Origin of the sequence: Alteracholeplasma palmae J233 (assembly GCF_000968055.1) — a bacterium.
GTDB classification, from domain to species: domain Bacteria; phylum Bacillota_I; class Bacilli_A; order Acholeplasmatales; family Acholeplasmataceae; genus Alteracholeplasma; species Alteracholeplasma palmae.
Window position 1 is genome coordinate 1,361,583 of sequence record NC_022538.1, and the last position, 19,178, is coordinate 1,380,760.

17 protein-coding genes are annotated in these 19,178 nt (G+C 30.9%); 1 reads left to right on the top strand and 16 read right to left on the bottom strand.

From position 1 onward, the window contains the following. Positions 1-71: 71 nt before the first annotated feature. The 6 genes from typA to BN854_RS06310 all read right to left on the bottom strand — a co-directional run bounded on the left by typA (position 72) and on the right by BN854_RS06310 (position 7,998). Entirely contained in the window at positions 72-1,871 is a 1,800-nt protein-coding gene (gene typA, locus BN854_RS06285) for a translational GTPase TypA (RefSeq protein ID WP_030003706.1), read from the bottom strand. 213 nt (positions 1,872-2,084) lie between these two features. Continuing rightward, positions 2,085-2,633, bottom strand: a complete 549-nt coding sequence (locus BN854_RS06290; RefSeq protein ID WP_030003707.1) for an L-threonylcarbamoyladenylate synthase — start codon at positions 2,631-2,633, stop codon at positions 2,085-2,087. Continuing rightward, positions 2,630-3,481 (bottom strand): peptide chain release factor N(5)-glutamine methyltransferase, encoded by an 852-nt coding sequence (prmC, locus tag BN854_RS06295; protein ID WP_030003708.1) that lies wholly within the window; start codon positions 3,479-3,481, stop codon positions 2,630-2,632. Before prmC ends, BN854_RS06290 begins: the two co-directional genes overlap by 4 nt. A 3-nt stretch (positions 3,482-3,484) precedes the next feature. Next, a complete protein-coding gene (gene prfA, locus BN854_RS06300; protein WP_030003709.1) occupies positions 3,485-4,543 on the bottom strand; it encodes a peptide chain release factor 1 in 1,059 nt (352 codons plus the stop codon). 9 nt (positions 4,544-4,552) lie between these two features. Then, a complete protein-coding gene (locus tag BN854_RS06305; RefSeq protein WP_030003710.1) occupies positions 4,553-6,289 on the bottom strand; it encodes an ABC transporter ATP-binding protein in 1,737 nt (578 codons plus the stop codon). Then, entirely contained in the window at positions 6,286-7,998 is a 1,713-nt protein-coding gene (locus BN854_RS06310) for an ABC transporter ATP-binding protein (protein WP_030003711.1), read from the bottom strand. Before BN854_RS06310 ends, BN854_RS06305 begins: the two co-directional genes overlap by 4 nt. 139 nt (positions 7,999-8,137) lie before the next feature. On the opposite strand from BN854_RS06310, the gene BN854_RS06315 reads away from it, so the two are divergent. Beyond that, on the top strand, positions 8,138-8,572 hold the full coding sequence (locus tag BN854_RS06315; protein WP_030003712.1) for a Dps family protein: 435 nt from the start codon (positions 8,138-8,140) through the stop codon (positions 8,570-8,572). 115 nt (positions 8,573-8,687) lie between these two features. Here BN854_RS06315 and dnaB read toward each other — a convergent pair whose 3' ends face one another. From dnaB to fusA, 10 genes are all read right to left on the bottom strand, one after another. Beyond that, complete coding sequence (gene dnaB / locus BN854_RS06320) at positions 8,688-10,034, bottom strand: replicative DNA helicase (RefSeq protein WP_030003713.1); 1,347 nt, start codon at positions 10,032-10,034, stop codon at positions 8,688-8,690. Then, on the bottom strand, positions 10,034-12,487 hold the full coding sequence (gene rplI, locus BN854_RS06325; RefSeq protein ID WP_030003714.1) for a 50S ribosomal protein L9: 2,454 nt from the start codon (positions 12,485-12,487) through the stop codon (positions 10,034-10,036). Before rplI ends, dnaB begins: the two co-directional genes overlap by 1 nt. A 116-nt stretch (positions 12,488-12,603) precedes the next feature. After that, positions 12,604-12,843, bottom strand: a complete 240-nt coding sequence (gene rpsR, locus BN854_RS06330) for a 30S ribosomal protein S18 (RefSeq protein ID WP_030003715.1) — start codon at positions 12,841-12,843, stop codon at positions 12,604-12,606. Between the two features lie 18 nt (positions 12,844-12,861). After that, a complete protein-coding gene (gene ssb / locus BN854_RS06335; protein ID WP_030003716.1) occupies positions 12,862-13,305 on the bottom strand; it encodes a single-stranded DNA-binding protein in 444 nt (147 codons plus the stop codon). Positions 13,306-13,308: 3 nt separating this feature from the next. Beyond that, positions 13,309-13,596 carry a 30S ribosomal protein S6 gene (gene rpsF / locus BN854_RS06340; RefSeq protein WP_030003717.1) on the bottom strand — a complete coding sequence of 96 codons (288 nt, stop codon included), beginning with the start codon at positions 13,594-13,596 and terminating at the stop codon, positions 13,309-13,311. Positions 13,597-13,740: 144 nt separating this feature from the next. Beyond that, positions 13,741-14,217: a CinA family protein gene (locus tag BN854_RS06345; RefSeq protein WP_030003718.1), complete on the bottom strand. Its 477-nt coding sequence runs from the start codon at positions 14,215-14,217 to the stop codon at positions 13,741-13,743. 1 nt (position 14,218) lies between these two features. Further along, on the bottom strand, positions 14,219-14,926 hold the full coding sequence (locus BN854_RS06350; protein WP_030003719.1) for a S1C family serine protease: 708 nt from the start codon (positions 14,924-14,926) through the stop codon (positions 14,219-14,221). Positions 14,927-14,935: 9 nt separating this feature from the next. Next, a complete protein-coding gene (locus tag BN854_RS06355; protein WP_030003720.1) occupies positions 14,936-15,688 on the bottom strand; it encodes a TatD family hydrolase in 753 nt (250 codons plus the stop codon). 122 nt (positions 15,689-15,810) lie between these two features. Next, on the bottom strand, positions 15,811-16,995 hold the full coding sequence (gene tuf / locus BN854_RS06360) for an elongation factor Tu (protein ID WP_030003721.1): 1,185 nt from the start codon (positions 16,993-16,995) through the stop codon (positions 15,811-15,813). A gap of 96 nt (positions 16,996-17,091) precedes the next feature. After that, complete coding sequence (gene fusA / locus BN854_RS06365) at positions 17,092-19,161, bottom strand: elongation factor G (protein WP_030003722.1); 2,070 nt, start codon at positions 19,159-19,161, stop codon at positions 17,092-17,094. Positions 19,162-19,178: the final 17 nt, after the last annotated feature.

Sequence of the window (19,178 nt, forward strand, 5' to 3'; positions counted from 1 at the left end):
CCAATATTTATTCCTTTATTTAAAAAAACAATAAAAAAGACATACAATTTAAATTTGTATGTCTATCATTATTATCTATTTTTTTTACGTTCGTTAGCACTTAAATACATTTTTCTAATTCTAATGCTTAACGGAGTGATTTCAACTAATTCATCATCATTAATAAATTCTAAACAAGCTTCTAAACTCATTGTTTTAGGTTTCTTTAAAACAACTGTTGAGTCTTTACCTGCAGAACGCATATTAGTAAGTTGTTTTTCTTGTACAACGTTTACAACTAAATCGATATCTTTATTAGATTCTCCAACTACCATACCTTCGTATACTGAAGTTCTTGGATCAACGAACATGATACCACGATCTTCTAATCTTCCTAAGGCATATGCAGTTGTCATACCACTACTCATTGAAATTAAAGCACCTAGTGTTCTGTTACCAACTGTCGCATGAACCATTGGTCTGTAATCTAAATAAACATGGTTTAATGTTCCATAACCTTTTGTAGAAGTTAAGAATTGTGTCATTAATCCGATTAATCCTCTTGATGGCATAACATAATGAATTCTACTTTGAGAACCAATTTGTTCCATCTTGATTAAATCTGCTTTTCTTTCTCCTAGAAGTTCGATAACTGTTCCCATACTTTCTGTTGGACAGTCAACTTGTACTTCTTCGTATGGCTCACATTTAACGCCATCAATTTCTCTAATAATAACTTTAGGTCTTGAAACTTGGAATTCATAACCTTCTCTTCTCATTGTTTCAATTAAGATTCCTAAGTGTAATTCACCTCTACCTGAAACAGTCCATGACTCAGCACCTGATTCTCTATCTACTTTTAAGCTGACATCTTTTTGTGTTTCACGATAAAGTCTTTCATCTATTTTAGATGCGGTAACAAATTTACCTTCTTTACCAGCGAATGGACTATTGTTAGTTGAGAATGTCATTTGCACTGTTGGTTCATCAATGTGTAGTAAAGGAAGTGCTTCTTCGTTTCCTACAGCAGTAATTGTATCACCAACATGAATATCTGCTAAACCGGAGATTGCTACAATATCTCCAGCATCTGCTGTTTCAGCTTCAACTCTATTTAATCCAACAAAACGATAAATTTTTTGAATTCTAAATTGTTTAATTGAACCATCAGCTTTAATAACACTTACTTGTTCATTTAATTTTAATTGTCCACGGTGAATTTTACCAATACCCATTCTACCTACATATTCGTTATAATCGATTAATGCTGGTTGGAATTGAAGTGGTCCTTGTTTAGCATCTGGTGCTGGTACATATTTAACAATTGTATCTAATAAAGGTGCCATATCAACAGCTGTTGTAAAATCTTCACTTAATGTTGATAACCCTTGTAATCCTGATGCATATACAACAGGGAATTCTAATTGTTCTTCTGATGCGTTTAAATCAATAAATAAATCAAATACTTGATTTAAAGCATTAAGAGGATCAGCAAAAGGTCTATCTACTTTGTTAATAACCACGATAGGTTTTAAATTTTGTTCTAATGCTTTTCTTAATACGAATTTAGTTTGTGGCATAACACCATCTTTAGCGTCTACTAAAAGTAAAACACCATCAACCATTTTCATAATACGTTCTACTTCACCACCAAAGTCAGCATGACCTGGTGTATCAAGAACATTAATTCTATAATCATTGTAGATAATAGAAGTTGTCTTAGCTAAAATAGTAATACCGCGTTCACGTTCAATATCATTACTATCCATTACTCTGGTTTGAATTTGTTGGTTCTCTCTTAAAGTTTGACTTTGTTTTAAAAGTTGATCCACTAGGGTAGTTTTACCATGGTCAACGTGCGCAATAATTGCTATATTTCTAATTTTTTCCATTTTCTTCTCTACTTTCCTTTAGAATTATACCATATTTTTTGTAAATATTAATAAAAAAACGTTTCATAAAAACGTTTTTAATTAAGTTCAACTTTTTTGTTTTATATAAGTTCTTCTTTTAATACGTATAATTCTTATGAGTTTCTTCTTTTCTTATTACAAATTAAGTTAGAAATACCCTATCATTTTCATCATAACTTACATAAAAGTTTTCTATCTTAAAATATCTTCTATCATTTTTTTAGTAATGATGCCTTCTCTAATCACTTCTAAGCCATTAGTCAAATCTATTACAGTAGAGGCAAGTTCTAATATTTTTTCATTATTAGGGTAGATTGCGCTCACTTCTTTGTTATAAACAGCTTTGATTTCTTCGTAATCATTTAAAGGTGCTTCGCCACTTTTATTTACCGATGTTGTCTTTAAAGGCCCATTTTTTCTAATCAATTCTAATGCTAGTGGGTGGTTAGGAATTCTTACACCGATTGTTTTTTCAAATGTTTCACTCTCATAAGAATATTTTGTTTTTAGAATCAGCGTAAGCGCTCCTGGCCAAAATGCTTCTGCTAGTTTTTTAATGTCATCTGTTACATAAGCAAATTCAGAGATTTGTTCTATATTAGCACATAAAACCGCAATAGGTTTATCAAAATCTCTACCTTTAATTTTATATATTTTCTTGATTGCCTTATGGTCTAAAAGTCTTGCCCCTATGCCATAAACGGTATCTGTAGGAAATATAATTACATCGCCTTTTTTCATGATAATACGCCTCCAAGACCAATAAATGTAAATCGGTCTTTTCCTTGTAAATCTTCTTTTTGAATAATGATTGCGTCACTAAAATATTTTTCTGCTATTTTTCTAATCGCTTCTTTTTGTTGGTAACCGTGTTCAAATGCAATTAAAGCTTTTTCTTTTAAATAAGGTCTAGCGTTTTTTAAAATAAGTTCGTAAAAATCCAGTCCTTCTTCACCACCGAATAATGCTACATGAGGCTCTTTATCAACTATTTTGTCTACTTTTTCTAAGTCAGGGATATAAGGTGGGTTAGACACTAATATATCATATTGACCTTTAGCTTCTTTAAATAAATCACTTACTTTAAAATCAACGTTTGATTCTAATGCTTTATTATTTCTTTTTGCGACTTCGATTGCTTCACTACTTATATCTAATCCTTCAATTTTCATTTTAGGCTCTTCTAATGCTAAACTGATAGTAATGCATCCACTGCCACAGCCAAGATCAATTGCTTTAATTGTTTCTAGTTTTTCAAAATATGTATCAGAATAAATAAGTACTTGTTCAACTAATTCTTCTGTTTCTCTTCTAGGTATTAAGACATTATGATCAACAATAAATTTTCTACCATAAAAATAGGAATATCCTAAGATATGTTGAATAGGAATATCTTTATAAAGATAATCTTTATATTTTTCTTCAAATAAGTTTAATAACATCGGATCTGCTTGTTCTTTATATTTAATATAAAATTCAGAAGGTGTATATCCAGATAGTTCCATTAATAATAGTTTGATTGCTTCTGGTTCTTTATCTGTATTTTCTGCTTCTTTGATTGCTTCTAATAAAGCTTTTTCTAAAGTCATTTATTATTCCCCTGTTAATTGTCTTTTTTGGAATTCATTTAATAATGGTTCAATAATTAAATCAAGTTTGCCTTCCATAATCGCATCTAGTCTTTGTAAAGTTAATCCGATTCTATGATCAGTTACACGGTTTTGTGGATAATTATAAGTTCTTACTTTTTCACTTCTATCTCCACGACCTACTAAGGCTTTACGTTGTTCGCCTTCTTTTTCTAATTGTTCTTGTAAGAATTTATCAAAAATACGTGTTTTTAATAGTCTAAATGCTTTATCTTTGTTTTCATGTTGACTCTTACCTTCTTGACAAGCAACCATAATTCCAGTAGGAATATGAGTTAATCTAACCGCTGATTTAGTTGTATTAACTGATTGCCCCCCTGGGCCACTTGAATTATAAGTATCAAATCTAATATCATTCCAGCTAATATCTATTTCTAATTCTTCTGCTTCAGGCATCACTAATACAACTGCTGTTGAAGTATGTATTCTTCCTTGTGATTCTGTTTCTGGAACTCTTTGTACTCTATGTACTCCAGATTCATATTTTAAGAATGAATATACCTTTTTACCTGTAACCATAAATTCAATTGAAGTGAATCCTCCCATTGATCCTTCCATGGCATTTAAAATTTCAATTTTCCAGTTTTTAGTTTCTGCATATTTACTGTAAGCTCTAAATAAGTCTCCTGCAAATAAATTACCTTCATCTCCACCAGCAGCACCTTTGATTTCAACAACTACGTTTTTTTCATCGTTAGGGTCTTTTGGTAAAAGTAAGATTTTTAAATCTGCGATTAACTGTTCTTTTCTATCTTCTAACTCAGCTTTTTCTAAGTGAGCCATTTCTAAAATTTCTTCATCTTTTTCAGTCTTTAATAAAGTATCTGTATTTTTTAATTGTTCTATAACTTCAAGATACTTATTATATTCTAAAACTGCATCTTCTAATTGACTGGATTCTTTTAACTTTTCAGTCATTTTTTTAACATCAGTAATGCCTTGTGAAAGTTCATCCTGAATTTTATAATATTGTTTCTTCATTACATCTAATCGATCAAACATAAATCCTCCTTAGTCTTCCTTAGAAAACTGACTTAGGTATAGGTTACTATAGAACCCATTTTTTTTCATGAGTACATCGTGTGTACCATATTCTTCAATTTTACCTTTATTCATTACAATAATTACATCTGAATCTATAATTGTTTTTAATCTATGAGCGATAATAAAACTTGTTCTATTTTTCATTACTTCTAAAAAGGCTTTTTGTATTTCTTGTTCCATCAAACTATCAATACTAGAAGTCGCTTCATCTAAGATTAAAATAGGTGGGTTAATGACAAGTGCTCTTGCGATAGTAAGTAATTGTTTTTGTCCCACAGAAAGATTAATATCATCACCTAATACTGTCTGATAACCTTGACTTAGTTTGCTAATAAAACTATGGCAATTTGCTTTTTTAGCGGCCTCAACAATTTCTTCTAGTGTTGCATCTTTCTTTCCGTATTTTAAATTATCTTCTATAGTTCCATTAAATAACCATGGTTCTTGTAAAACTAATCCAAAACTCATTCTTAAAGCATTTCTATTATAACTTTTGATATCTTTACCATCTAAGATAATTTTACCATTATTTACATCATAATAACGCATTAATAAATTAATCATAGTTGATTTACCAGCACCAGTAGGTCCGACAATCGCAATCTTTTGTCCTGGTTTAACTTCTAAATTAAAATCTTTAATTAAATTTTGTCCTTTTTGATAAGAAAAATCCACGTGTTGGAAAATAACTTCTCCTTTTGTTGCACGATTTTCTTTAAGAAATGGTAACAATTCTTCTTCAATATCTTGGTCTAGTATGTCTTTCAAACGTTTTAGTCCGGCTTTACCTGCCATAAAGTTAGCTGTTAAAACACTAAATTCATTAAATGGTCTAGAAAACATTGCTGAATACATAATCATACTAGTTAACACAGATATTTCAATCGGCTGATTTAAAAGTGCTAAGATAAGAGCTACTACGCCTAAAAAGGCATAAGCAATATTATTAAACATTCTATAAGTCGGATTATTAATAGAAGCTAAGAAATATGCTTTATCTGAAACTTGCATGAGTTCTTCGTTGATTTGGTCAAACTCTTTTTTAGCTTCTTCTTCATAGTTATATGCTAGTATTAATTTTTTTTCTGAAATATACTCTTGAGCAGTTGATGTCAGTTTTCCTGTTAGTTTTTGTACTTTAACAAATCTTTCAGAAGCTTTTTTTCTAGTAAGTTTAGAATAAATCAAAATAATAGGGATGGTTGCTAAAATAACTAAGGTCAAATAAATATTTAAATATATCATTAAGCCTAAAGAAATGATAATAGTTGTTGCTCCTTGGAAAAACTGCATAAAGAAATTAGAAAGAGCATCAAAAACTAAATCAGAATCTTGTGAAAAACGCATCATAATATCACCCGTTTGATTCGTATCTAAATAAGATAAAGGTGTATGAGTAATGATATTAAATGCTTTATTTCTTAAATTTTTAATAACAATCGTTGAGTAATTATGAGAACAAAATTGACTTATCCATAATAAAGTAGTACCTGCTAGGTAAAATAAGGCTATTAAAGATAACATCTTAAAGACATATTCTTGATCGACATTATTAGGTCCAACAACTCTATTGACTACAAACCCTATTAAAAGTGGGTTAATTAAAATAAGAATGTTACCAATAAGAGCGGTAATTAAATTGAGAATCAACCACTTGGTTGCTTTTTGACTATAAGGTCTTAAATCTAGTATCATTTGTATCATGACTCTTGACCTCCTTGAATTTGAGTTTCATATAATTTTTTATATAACTCATTGTTTTTTAATAAGTTCTCATGTGTATCGATTGCAGCAATCGTTGCATTATCAATCACAATAATTTTATCTGCTTTCATGAGACTACTTAATCTTTGACTAATTAAGATTGTTGTTGGCTTATTTTCTTTACTATCTAGTTGTTTTCTAATTTTATAATCAGTAACATAATCTAAAGCACTAAAAACATCATCTAATATTAAAATTGAAGATTCTTTAACAAGCGCTCTTGTCAAAGCTAACCTTTGTTTTTGTCCACCAGAAAAGTTATTTCCCTGTTTATTTACTGTTTTTGAAATACCTTCACTATCATTTAAAATAAAATTGGCTTGTGCTTCATTTAAGGCTTCATTTATTTTTATGTTTGTATACTCATTCTTCATTTTTATATTTTTTTCAACATTTCCTGATAATAAAGATGCTTTTTGTGAAGCATAGGCAATTTTATCACGTAAATCAAATAAGTCATAAGATTCTATTTTCTTATCATTAATGAGTATTTCTCCTGTTGTTGTATTATAAAATCTAAGTAATAAATCAACAAGTGTTGTTTTACCAGAGCCAGTTAATCCAACAATACCAATTGTTTGTCCAGGTAAGATAGTAAAGTTAATATGATTCAAAGTAGGTTGTAAGTGGTTTTTATATGTATAGCTGACATCTCTAAATTCAATTTTAGCTGGTGTGCTATCCAATTTTTCATTATTCATATTAATCACAGTGGGTTCTTTATCTAATATCTCTTTAATTCTAATAGATGCGGTTCCTGCTTTTGTATAAAGCATCATTAAGTTCATAACTGATACAATAGATAAGGTTAATTGTGTAACATAATTAATAATTTGGATGAGTTGTTCTTGTTGCATTGAGTTATTATAAACATCTTTTGATCCAACATAAATCATAGCTACTAAAACAATATTCATCGCAAGCATTGTAAAAGGTGTTGAAAAAGAAGTAAGTTTTCCTAATTTAACAAGTATTAAAGATAGTGTTTCATTTTTTTTATGAAATCTATTTTCTTCATGTTCCACTTGAGCAAAGGCTCTAATCATTCTAGCTCCTTCAGTATTATCCTTTACAACATCGATTAACTTATCATTCTGATTTTGAAATTTTTTAAAGTTTTTAATGGATACTTTCATCACTAAAAGTAACATAACAAGTAATAAAGGTAGGCTACATAAAAGAATTAATGCTACTTTAGGACTTACAATAAATAATGCTACTATACTTCCAATCATTAAAAAAGGTGCTCTAGAAGCAATCCTCATTGTCATAGCTAAGCCGTTTTGCATTTGTTGTACATCTGTATTAATTCTATTGGTTAAACTACTAGAAGAAAACTCTTCTAAGTCCTCTATCGATAAATCTTGTATCTTGTAAAAAAGAGCTTGCCTTAAGTTCTGTGCATAATTTTGAGAAACTTTTGCTGTTAATCTATGTGCATATACCGTAGATAAGTATCCTAAGACACAAAAAACAAGTATAAGCCCTGCCATTAAAAAGCCTTTTTCATAATTTTTATTCTTAAGACCGTCTTTCATAAGAATTGCCATAAAAATAGGTAAAAAGAGTTCAAACCCTACTTCTATAATTTTAAAGAAAAAGCCTAGAAAAAACTCTTTTTTATACTTTATATATTTCATTGAATCCATTTTTCTACACCCTCATTTCATTATTATATTGTATCATATTTTAAGCTTTTTTTTATCTTTAAAAACGTTTTTCTTATATAATCACATTACTTTTAATATTTACTTTTAGTGTTATAATATAGTTAAGAGGTGAAAGAATATGAATAAATTATATGTTGCTTTAAATAAACAGGTTTCAAATTTTAGTGTGTTATTTACAAAGTTACATCATTATCATTGGTATGTGAAAGGTCCAGAATTCTTTTCATTACATGAACATCTTGAAGAGTTATATAATGAAGTTAATGAATTATATGACGAATATGCTGAAAGACTTATCGCAATTGGTGGAAAACCTATTTCTAATTTAAAAGGTTATTTAGAAGTTACTTCATTAAACGAAGCTACAGAAGAATCTACTAAAGATATGATTTTAGCTGTTTCAAATGATTTAAAACTTTTAGTAACTGAATTAAAAGAAGTCATTGATCTCGCAGATAAAGTTGATGATTACGGTACTGCAGATATGGCTACTTCTACTATCAGATCATTTGATAAACATATTTGGATGTTTACAGCTTTGCTTAATAAATAATTTATAAGCGTGAAATTACTACTAAAAAATTTTAGTGGTAATTTTTTTATATCACTTTATAATAAAAGCCAGAGAAGTTTACTTTCTTTGGCTTTTAGTTTACTATTCTATTTTATTATTGCTCATCATCATAATGACTGGTATGCTCTCTAAATCTTGAAAATTCTGTATCAAAGATGAACTTTCTATCTCCTAGGCTACCTTGTCTATTTTTAGCAATAATTACTTCCGCTTCACCTGGCATATTAGATTTTGATTTCGTATAGTATTCATCTCTATATAAGAACATAACTATATCCGCATCTTGTTCAATAGAACCAGATTCTCTTAAATCCGCTAAAACTGGTTTTTTATCTTCTCTTTTTTCAACATCACGAGATAACTGAGAAAGTGCTAAAACAGGAATTTTCAATTCTCTTGCCATTTGTTTTAGTCCTCTAGAAATTCTAGCAACTTCTTCTTGTCTATTATTGATTCTATCATCACCTTTAATTAATTGAAGATAGTCAATCACAACAAATTCTAATTTATCTTCTTGTTTTAACTTACGGCACTTAGCTCTAATATCTGAGATACTAACAGCTGCAGAGTCATCAAAGAAAACATTAAGTCTTCCCATCGCCTCAGAGCTAGCTTCTAGAAATTGCCATTCTTTAGCAGATAAATTACCACTTTTTATCTTATAGTTTTCAATACCTGATTCACTACTAATCATACGGGTTGCTAGTTGATCATTACTCATTTCTAAACTGAATATAGCAACTCCAGCTTTACCACCTTTATTAAACTTAGCAACATTCATCGCTAAATTCATCGCAAAGGCACTTTTACCCATAGATGGTCTAGCAGCTAGGATAATAAGTTCTTCGGGCTGTAATCCTAATGTCATTTGGTTTAAACCAGCAAATCCTGTATTTAATCCTGTGATACCACCAGTACGGTCTTTATTTTGTTCTATCTTTTCTTTAACTTCTACTAAAACTTTAGATATTTCTGAAAAAGCAGTTGTTTTTCTTTTTTGTGAAACCGCAAATACTTTTTCTTCTGCTAGATCAATGTATGCTTTAGCATCGATATCTTTTAATCCTTCTTCTGCTAATTCTTGTGCAACGTTGATCATTTCTCGCTTTAAGGCAGCTTCTTTAATGTGTCCAATATAAGTTTCAATATGATCTGCAGAAGGAACCATATTTCCTAGACTAATTAAATATTTTAAGCCGCCAATTTTTTCAATTAAATGCTTTCTTTCTAAAACATAACCTACTGAAGCATAATCAATATTTTGATTATCATTGAATAATTCTTTAATTGCTTGAAAAATATAGCCATGATTTAAATTAAAAAAGTCGTATTCTGATAACCCATCTAAAGCAACTGGGATTGTTCTTGTATCTAAGAATAAAGAACCCAATAGGGCTCTTTCCGCATCTTGATGTGAAGGTAGGCTTCTTAATGCATTCATTAGTTAGCACCTACTACGTTAATTTCAAATTGGGCTTTAATATCTTTAGTTAAAGAAACGGTTGCTGAATAAATGCCTACTGAGTTGATTTCACTTGATAATTCAATTTTTTTCTTATCAATTGTAACACCGTGTTCTTTTTCAAATTCATCTGCTATTTGTTTGGTTGTAACTGTTCCGTATAATCTTCCATCTGGTCCAATTTGGATACCTACAGTTACTTTTTTTCCTTCAATTTCAGATTTTATTTTTTGCATGAGTTCTAGATAATCTAATTCTTTTTGTTTCGCTAATTCTTGAGCTTTCTTTAAAGCATCAAGTGATACGTCATTAGCTATAACTGCTTTTTTACCATTTACTAGAAATTGTCCGTAGCCGTTTGCTACTTCAATAATTTCGTCTTTCTTACCTTTACCTTTTACATCTTCTAAAAGTATAACTCTCACAATTTCACCTTCTTCATATTCTAATCTAATTAATTGTTTTAATTGTTCTGTTACAGTCTTTATATCAACATTCTTAATTTGGGTAGCTGCACTATTTAAGTGTCCTCCACCGCCTAATTGTTCCATTAAAATCTGAACATTAACTTGATTATAAGATCTAGCACTTATTCCCACAGTGATATCATCTAACTTAGTAATTGTAAATGCTGCATCAATGCCTTTAATATTTAATAAGCTTTCAGATACTTGTGCTAAAAATGATCTATCATCATAAATTTGATCACTTGAAACAATCGCAAACTTATCCATAAAAACTTCCATTTGTGAAGTCATTTTATTGATTTCTAACGTTCTTAAAATATCATGTCTTAACCAAGATTTAACTTCTATCGCATCAGCTCCTAGTTCTTTTAACTTAGATGCGACTTCAAAAGTTCTTGCACTAGTTCTGTATGTGAAAGTATTAGTATCTACTAAAAGTCCTGCATACATGATACTTGATTCAAATGGGGTAATATCAACTTCATCTTGAAAGAAGTTAACAAGTTCTATTAATAATTCGATTGTTGATGATGCAGATGTTTCAACATATGAGAACATGCTTTCTATTGCTTTTTCTGATGTTCTATGATGATCGATAACTACTATTTTTTCTGTTAATTCTAAAATTTCAGGGCTATTAACAATCTCTTTTGATTGAGTATCTAAGATGACAAGCAATGAATCTTTTTTAATCATTTTAGTTGTTTCTTCTGTTGTTTTAATATTCTTTTTGAGATCTGGTTCTTTTTCAAGTAACTCTAAATAAACAGGATGAACTGTCTGGTCTAATTTTTCTTCATCTACAATTAAGTATTTGTTAAGTTTAGACTCTCCATCAAGTGAAACTGCCATTTTAAACATCGCAAGCATTGATCCAAAAGCATCTAAATCTGTTTGATTGTGACCCATGATAAATATCGTATTAGAACTCTTAATTAATTCTTGAATTGTTTGTGCATTAACTCTGGCACTTACTTTAGAGTTTTTGGTTGAGGCGTCTGTTTTAGCACCAAAGTAGTGGATTTTTTCATTTTCAATATTGACAACTACTTGGTCACCACCACGTTTTTGGGCAAGTTCAATGGCATTTTGAGCATAACTTGCAATTTCTTCATATGAAATATCCCATGAAGCTATTCCCATTGAAATGGTTACTTTTAGTTGATATCCCATTGAGATTTTTCTAATTGTTTCTAAAATATCAAATTTTGTCTCCATCATTTTGTCAAGATTTTCTCTTGTGATTAAGAGCAATAGTCTATCATCAACAAGCTGTTTTAAATATCCTGAATAACTTTCAACCCAATCAGATAAAGCTCCCAAATACTCACTTTTAATTTGTGATTGTTCTGATATATCTAATCCTACGACAGACTCTTCTAAGTTATCAAATGTGATAAGTGCTACAGCTGGTAGATTTTTTTGATAGACTTCTTTAATTTTTTCTTGTTCTGTTACATCAAATAGATATAAAACATTAAATTGTTTTTTATAGATACATTCATATTTACTATCTTTAATTTTAACAATAGCTTTACTATTTTTAGACTTAATTAACTCATAAAGTTCTGTATTTACATTTTGAATTTTTTCATTTAATTCAGGACCATCTAAAATAATACTTGCATATGGGTTAATCCACTGAATTTCTTCAATACGATCATCTATTAAGATGATTCCTACTGGAAGTTCATTAAATACTTCTTCTCCAACTTGGTTGACATGATATGATATTTTTGACCAAATATCTAATCTAGCTTCTAAATTTTTTATTTTCTCTTTATTTTTATGATTAATCATTCTATTAATCATAATAAATAGAATGATACTTGTAATAAGTATAACTCCAAATAAAGAGGCTCTATAAGCTTCTTCTAAGTAGTCGTATTTAAGATCAAAATATGCCCCTACACATAGTCCAACTAATAAAATTAATACTGTTAAGCTAGGAATAAATTTTTTCACTACATCACCTGCTTTTATAAAATGAATACTATGTTTATTTTAACATAATTTATGCAAATTTAACACCATCACATATCATATAAAATAAAAACAGGAATATTATTCCTGTTTAAGTATTATTCTTTAACGAATGGTAGTAAAGCCATGTGACGTGCTCTTTTGATTGCACTCGCAAGTGGACGTTGCCATTTAGCTGATGTACCAGTTACACGTCTTGGTAAAATTTTACCGCGATCAGTTACAAATTTTTTTAATAGTTCAACATCTTTGAAGTCAATGTGTGTTACTTTATTTTGAGTAAAATAGCAAACTTTACGACGTCTTTTAAATCCTGAACCGCCTCTTCTATTTTGCATTTGATATTCTCCTTCTAATTAAAATGGTAAATCATCTTCAGCTGCTAGATTTTTACTTGTTTCATAAAATTCATTTTGTGCATCATCTGTATGATTATTTTGAGTTGAAGCTGAACCAAAGTTTTGTGATGAATTACTTTGTTCTCCTCTAGATTCTAAGAATTGAATAGAATCGCATTGAACTTCTGTTATATATCTTGTTCCTTGTTCTGCTTCATATGTTCTGGTTTGAATTCTTCCTTCAATACCTAAAAGTCCACCTTTTCTGATGTACTTAGCTAAGTTTTCTGCTTGTTTTCTCCAAACAACGCAATTGATAAAATCAGCTTGACGATCACCTGATTGATCTGTGAAGCTACGATTAACAGCCACTGTAAAAGACACAACAGGAATATTTGAACTTGTTACTTTAAGTTCTGGATCCTTAGTAATTCTTCCTACTAAAACGACTCTATTAATCATATATTATTCGCCTTCTTTCACAATGATAAATCTGATAACATCTTCAGTAATTCTAACAACACGATTGAATTCGTTTACTGCGTCATTATTAGCTTCAACTAATAACCAAACATAGTATCCTTTTTTATGTTTTTCAATTTCGTATGCTAAATCTTTTAATCCAAGCTCTTTAAGTTCAACGATGTTAGATCCAAAAGTTGTAAAGACATTGTTCATGTCTGAAACTACTTTCTTAACTTGTTCACTATCTAATGTTGGACGGATGATATACATAACTTCGTATTTTTTCATCTTTTTACCTCCTTATGGTCTATGGTCTTTAATTTTAATAAAGACAAGGGTAAGTTAATTTTCTTACGCACATGTTATTATAACATAATAGATACTAAAAAACAATTGTTATTTTTAGAACATTTAAAATTATTATTTTGTTTTTTATTTATTTTTTAAGTACTCTTCTAATTTTTCATAGGTGAAAATAATTGCTTGATTTATATTTTCTATTCTAGTGCTATTTTGATTGAATTTCACTTGATATGTCTTAAATCTCTTTTGATCTTTAATAGTTATATAACCTTCTAATTCGTCAGTTCCTTTATCATATCCAGGACCTGCATTACCAGTAATAGAGACACAAATATCAGCATGCGTTAATTCCATTAATCCAGAAGCCATTTGCTCAGAGACTTCGTTACTGACTATTTTATAGGGCTTATTTTCATCAAAATCTATATGAAGATACTTGTTTTTAGCTTCTACACTGTAAACAACTAAACTTTCTTTTAGTACTAATGATGCATTAGGAATTTTAACCAGCTCTCCTGTTAGTAATCCGCCTGTCATACTTTCTGCAAAAGCTATTGTTAATTTTTTATCAATTAAAATTTGTAAAACTGTTAAAGTATGGTTCATTTTAGTTTGCCTGAGAACTAAATAATTCTACTAATTTTTCTGCGATATAGTTTACATGTATTGCATGAGAAATATCTGATTCATTAGTATCACGAGATGTATTCATTCCAATATAAGTCCCCTTACTATCAAATAATGGTCCACCACTATTACCTGGAAAGATAGATGCTGTATGAACAATCCATTTTTCTGAAACTAATGATATGATACCGTTTGTAGTCATATTATAATTAGTAATTTTAAGTGGGGTTCCTATTGCTAAAACATCTTGTCCTTTTTTAAGTACAACTTGTGTATTTCTTTCATATGGAATCAATTCTTGGATTTGATAAATCTTTTTACTATCAAATGTAACGATAGCTATATCATCATATGAATGACTTGTTTGAAACTTATGGAATATTTTTCCTTCTTCTATGCTATTACCAATTTGAACTTTAGCTGTTATACCACCCTCTACAACATGTTTATTTGTAAGTACATAATATCTGTTTTGAGAGTCTATTGTTTCTTTTTTAAAAATAGTTCCTGAGCCTAGACTTGATCCATTCATTTTTTCTATTGCCAATGCTACTGTTGTTTTTTCTAATTTTTCTATTAATTCTATTCTTTGTTTTTCCGCATCATTCACATAAACATTTGGGGTACAGCCTACTAAAGTAAACACTCCAATAAATAGTAAGATGATTATTTTAACTTTATTTTTCATTTTTATACCTCATAAACTAAATAGTTTTATTGCATTTTGGGTTGTCACTGATTCTACTTCTTCTACTGATATATTTCTTAATTCTGCTAATTTTATCGCAACCATCCTAGTATAAGCTGGTTCATTTCTTTTTCCTCTATATGGAACAGGTGCTAAATAAGGCGCATCTGTTTCTAATAAGATTTTATCTAATGGAATATTGACTGCTATCTCATGGACATTTATAGCTTTTTTAAAGGTTAAAACACCGCCTATTCCAATATAAAAACCTAATTCTAAGGCCTTTTTAGCATCTTCTAAACTAGAGGTAAGACAATGGAAAACTCCTCTTATCTGTCCCTTATAAGGTAACAATACTTCATAAGCTTCATGAAATGACTCTCTTGTATGAATAATAATAGGTTTGTTGTATTTAATTGCTATTTCTATTTGAGCTTTAAAGTATTCTTTTTGTTTTTCTATATTATCTTTTACCCAATAAAGATCAGTACCTATTTCACCAACTGATACGACTTTAGGATGTTTTAAGTATTTAGTAATCGTTTCATAAGATTCATTTTCAATGTAACTAGGGTGTATACCGACAGCAGCGTATAATTCTTCGTATTTTTCTGCTAATTCTACCGCTTTTGCGTTAGTTTCATCATTCATTCCTATAACAATTATTTTACTTATGTTATTACGTTTAGCATTATTTAAAACTGTTTCTAGATCTAAAGAAAACTCTTCTATATTCAAATGTGCGTGGGTATCTATAATCATTATATATTCCTGCCTTCTTTAAAGTATTATAACACAAAAGTCATCTGTATCGATTTTATTTATTTAGCATTTAAGCATAAAAAAAGAAGGAATTTAACTTCCTTCTTTAAAATTTTCTTTAATTAACCAAGAATTTTAACTACTGAACCAGCACCAACAGTACGTCCACCTTCGCGGATTGAGAATTTAGTACCTTCTTCGATAGCGATTGGGTGAATTAATTCTACAACTACTTCAGTGTTGTCTCCTGGCATAACCATTTCAGTTCCTTCTTTTAAGGTAATAATACCTGTAACGTCAGTTGTACGGAAATAGAATTGAGGACGGTAGTTTGAGAAGAATGCAGTATGACGTCCACCTTCTTCTTTTGATAATACGTAAACTTGAGCTTCAAATTTAGCATGAGGTTTAACTGAACCTGGTTTAGCTAATACTTGTCCACGTTCAACGTCATCACGTGAAACACCACGTAATAATGCACCGATATTGTCTCCAGCTTCTGCGAAGTCTAATAATTTACGGAACATTTCAACACCTGTAACAGTTGTTTTCTTAGTATCTTTGATACCAACGATTTCAACTTCTTCACCAACTTTAACTTGTCCACGTTCAACACGTCCTGTAGCAACAGTTCCACGTCCTGTAATTGTGAACACGTCTTCAACTGGCATTAAGAATGGTTTGTCAGTTGCACGAACTGGTGTATCAACATAAGCATCAACAGCTGCCATTAATTCTTCAATTTTTTCAGCCCATTTAGCATCACCTTGTAATGCTTGGAAAGCTGATCCACGGATAACTGGAATGTCATCTCCTGGGAAGTCATATTCTGAAAGTAATTCGCGTACTTCCATTTCAACTAAGTCTAATAATTCTTCATCATCAACTAAGTCACATTTGTTTAAGAATACTACTAATTTAGGTACCCCAACTTGGCGAGCTAATAAGATGTGTTCGCGAGTTTGAGGCATAGGGCCGTCTGCAGCTGATACTACTAAGATACCACCATCCATTTGAGCAGCACCTGTAATCATGTTTTTAACATAGTCAGCATGTCCTGGGCAGTCTACGTGAGCGTAGTGACGGTTGTCTGTTTCATATTCAACGTGTGAAGTATTAATTGTAATACCACGTTCTTTTTCTTCTGGTGCACCATCGATTTGATCGTATGCACGTTTTTGTGCTAATCCTTTACCAGCTAATACGTTAGTGATAGCTGCTGTTAATGTAGTTTTACCGTGGTCAACGTGGCCAATAGTACCAATGTTAACGTGTGGTTTAGTTCTTGTAAATTTTTCTTTTGCCATTTTGGATAATTCCTCCTATTTTATTTTAATAAATAAGTTATACATCATCTTATATTTTATATTAAGTGATGACTTTTTGCAAGTATGTAGTATCTATTAACTACGTTTCTTGATAATTTCTTCTGTAATTGATTTTGGAGCACGTTCGTAATTTGAGAATTGCATTACGAAGTTAGCGCGTCCTTGTGTATTTGAACGTAATGATGTTGCATAACCGAACATTTCTGAAAGTGGTACATAAGCACGGATTGCTACTGCATTTCCACGTCCTTCTTGACTTTCTAGGCGTCCACGTCTTGAAGTTAAGTCTCCAATAACGTTACCTACATAGTCATTAGGTGTAACAACTTCAACGTCCATGATTGGTTCTAGCAATACTGGGTTAGCGTTATTATTTTTAGTAGCTTTTAAAGCCATTGATGCAGCAATCTTATATGCCATTTCTGATGAATCGACATCGTGGTATGAACCATCAAATAAAGTTGCTTTAATATCTATAATAGGGTAACCAGCAATAATACCACCTGGTAGAGCTTCTTCTAATCCTTTTTGAACAGCTGGGATATATTCACGAGGAACAACACCACCAACAATTTTATCAACGAATTCGAATCCTTTACCTGGATTTGGTTCGAATTTAATCCAAACGTGTCCATATTGTCCACGACCACCTGATTGGCGGATGAATTTTCCTTCGATTTCAGCTTCATTAGTGATTGTTTCACGGTATGAAACTTGAGGTTCAGCAACGTTAGCTTCAACTTTGAATTCGCGTCTCATACGGTCAACGATGATATCTAAGTGAAGTTCTCCCATTCCTGCGATGATTGTTTGTCCAGTTTCTTGGTTTGTATAAACTCTGAATGTTGGATCTTCTTCAGCTAATTTAGTTAAAGCAGTACCCATTTTATCTTGGTCATTCTTAGTTTTAGGTTCAACTGCAATTTCGATAACTGGTTCAGGGAAGTTCATTGATTCTAAGATGATGTCATCTTTTTCTCCTGCTAAAGTATCTCCTGTAGTAGTTGCTTTTAAACCAACTGCTGCAGCGATATCTCCTGCATAAACTTCTTTAATTTCTTCACGTGAGTTAGCGTGCATTTGAAGTAAACGTCCGAAACGTTCTTTTTCATCTTTTGTTGTATTTTTAATATATGATCCAGCAGTTGCAACCCCTGCATACACACGGAAGAATGTTAATTTTCCTACATATGGGTCAGTCATAACTTTAAATGCTAATGCTGTAAATGGTTCATCATCACTAGGGTGACGTACTATTTCTTCGCCTTCAGCATTTTGACCAATTACTGAATCAATATCAGTTGGAGCTGGTAAGTAATCTATAGCAGCATCTAATACTTTTTTAACACCTTTATTTTTAAAGGCAGTACCACATAATACTGGGAAGATTTCTACTGCTAATGTACCTTTACGAATAGCTTTTTTGATTGCTTCTGGTGAAACTGCTTCACCTTCTAAGTAAGCCATCATTAATTCTTCATCAAAGTCAGCAGCTGCTTCAACTAATTCTTTATGTTTTTCATTAACAATATCTACTAAGTGAGCAGGTATTGCAATTTCAGTAGCAACTTCATCAGCATTACCATCATAGTGGTAAGCTTTTAAGTCTACTAAGTCAATGATACCATCAAAGTCATTTTCAGCTCCGATTGGCCATTGTATAGGAACAGCTCTTACACCTAAACGATCATGTAAAGTTTTTACTGCATGAGCAAAGTTTGCACCTATTTTATCCATTTTATTAACGAATACGATACGTGGAACTTTATATTCAGTAGCTTGACGCCAAACTGTTTCAGTTTGAGGTTCAACCCCTGCTTGTGCATCGATTACTGTTACAGCACCATCTAATACACGTAATGATCTAGAAACTTCTACAGTAAAGTCAACGTGCCCTGGGGTATCGATTACGTTAATACGGTGTTCTCTCCAGAATGCTGTTGTTGCTGCAGATGTAATAGTAATACCACGTTCTTGTTCTTGAGCCATCCAGTCCATTTGTGCAGCACCATCATGTGTTTCACCAATTTTATGGATTTTTCCTGTGTGGTATAAAATACGTTCTGTAGTTGTTGTTTTCCCTGCGTCAATATGGGCCATGATACCTATATTACGCGTTCTTGAAAGTGGAAATTGACGAGGCATATTTCAAATTCTCCTTA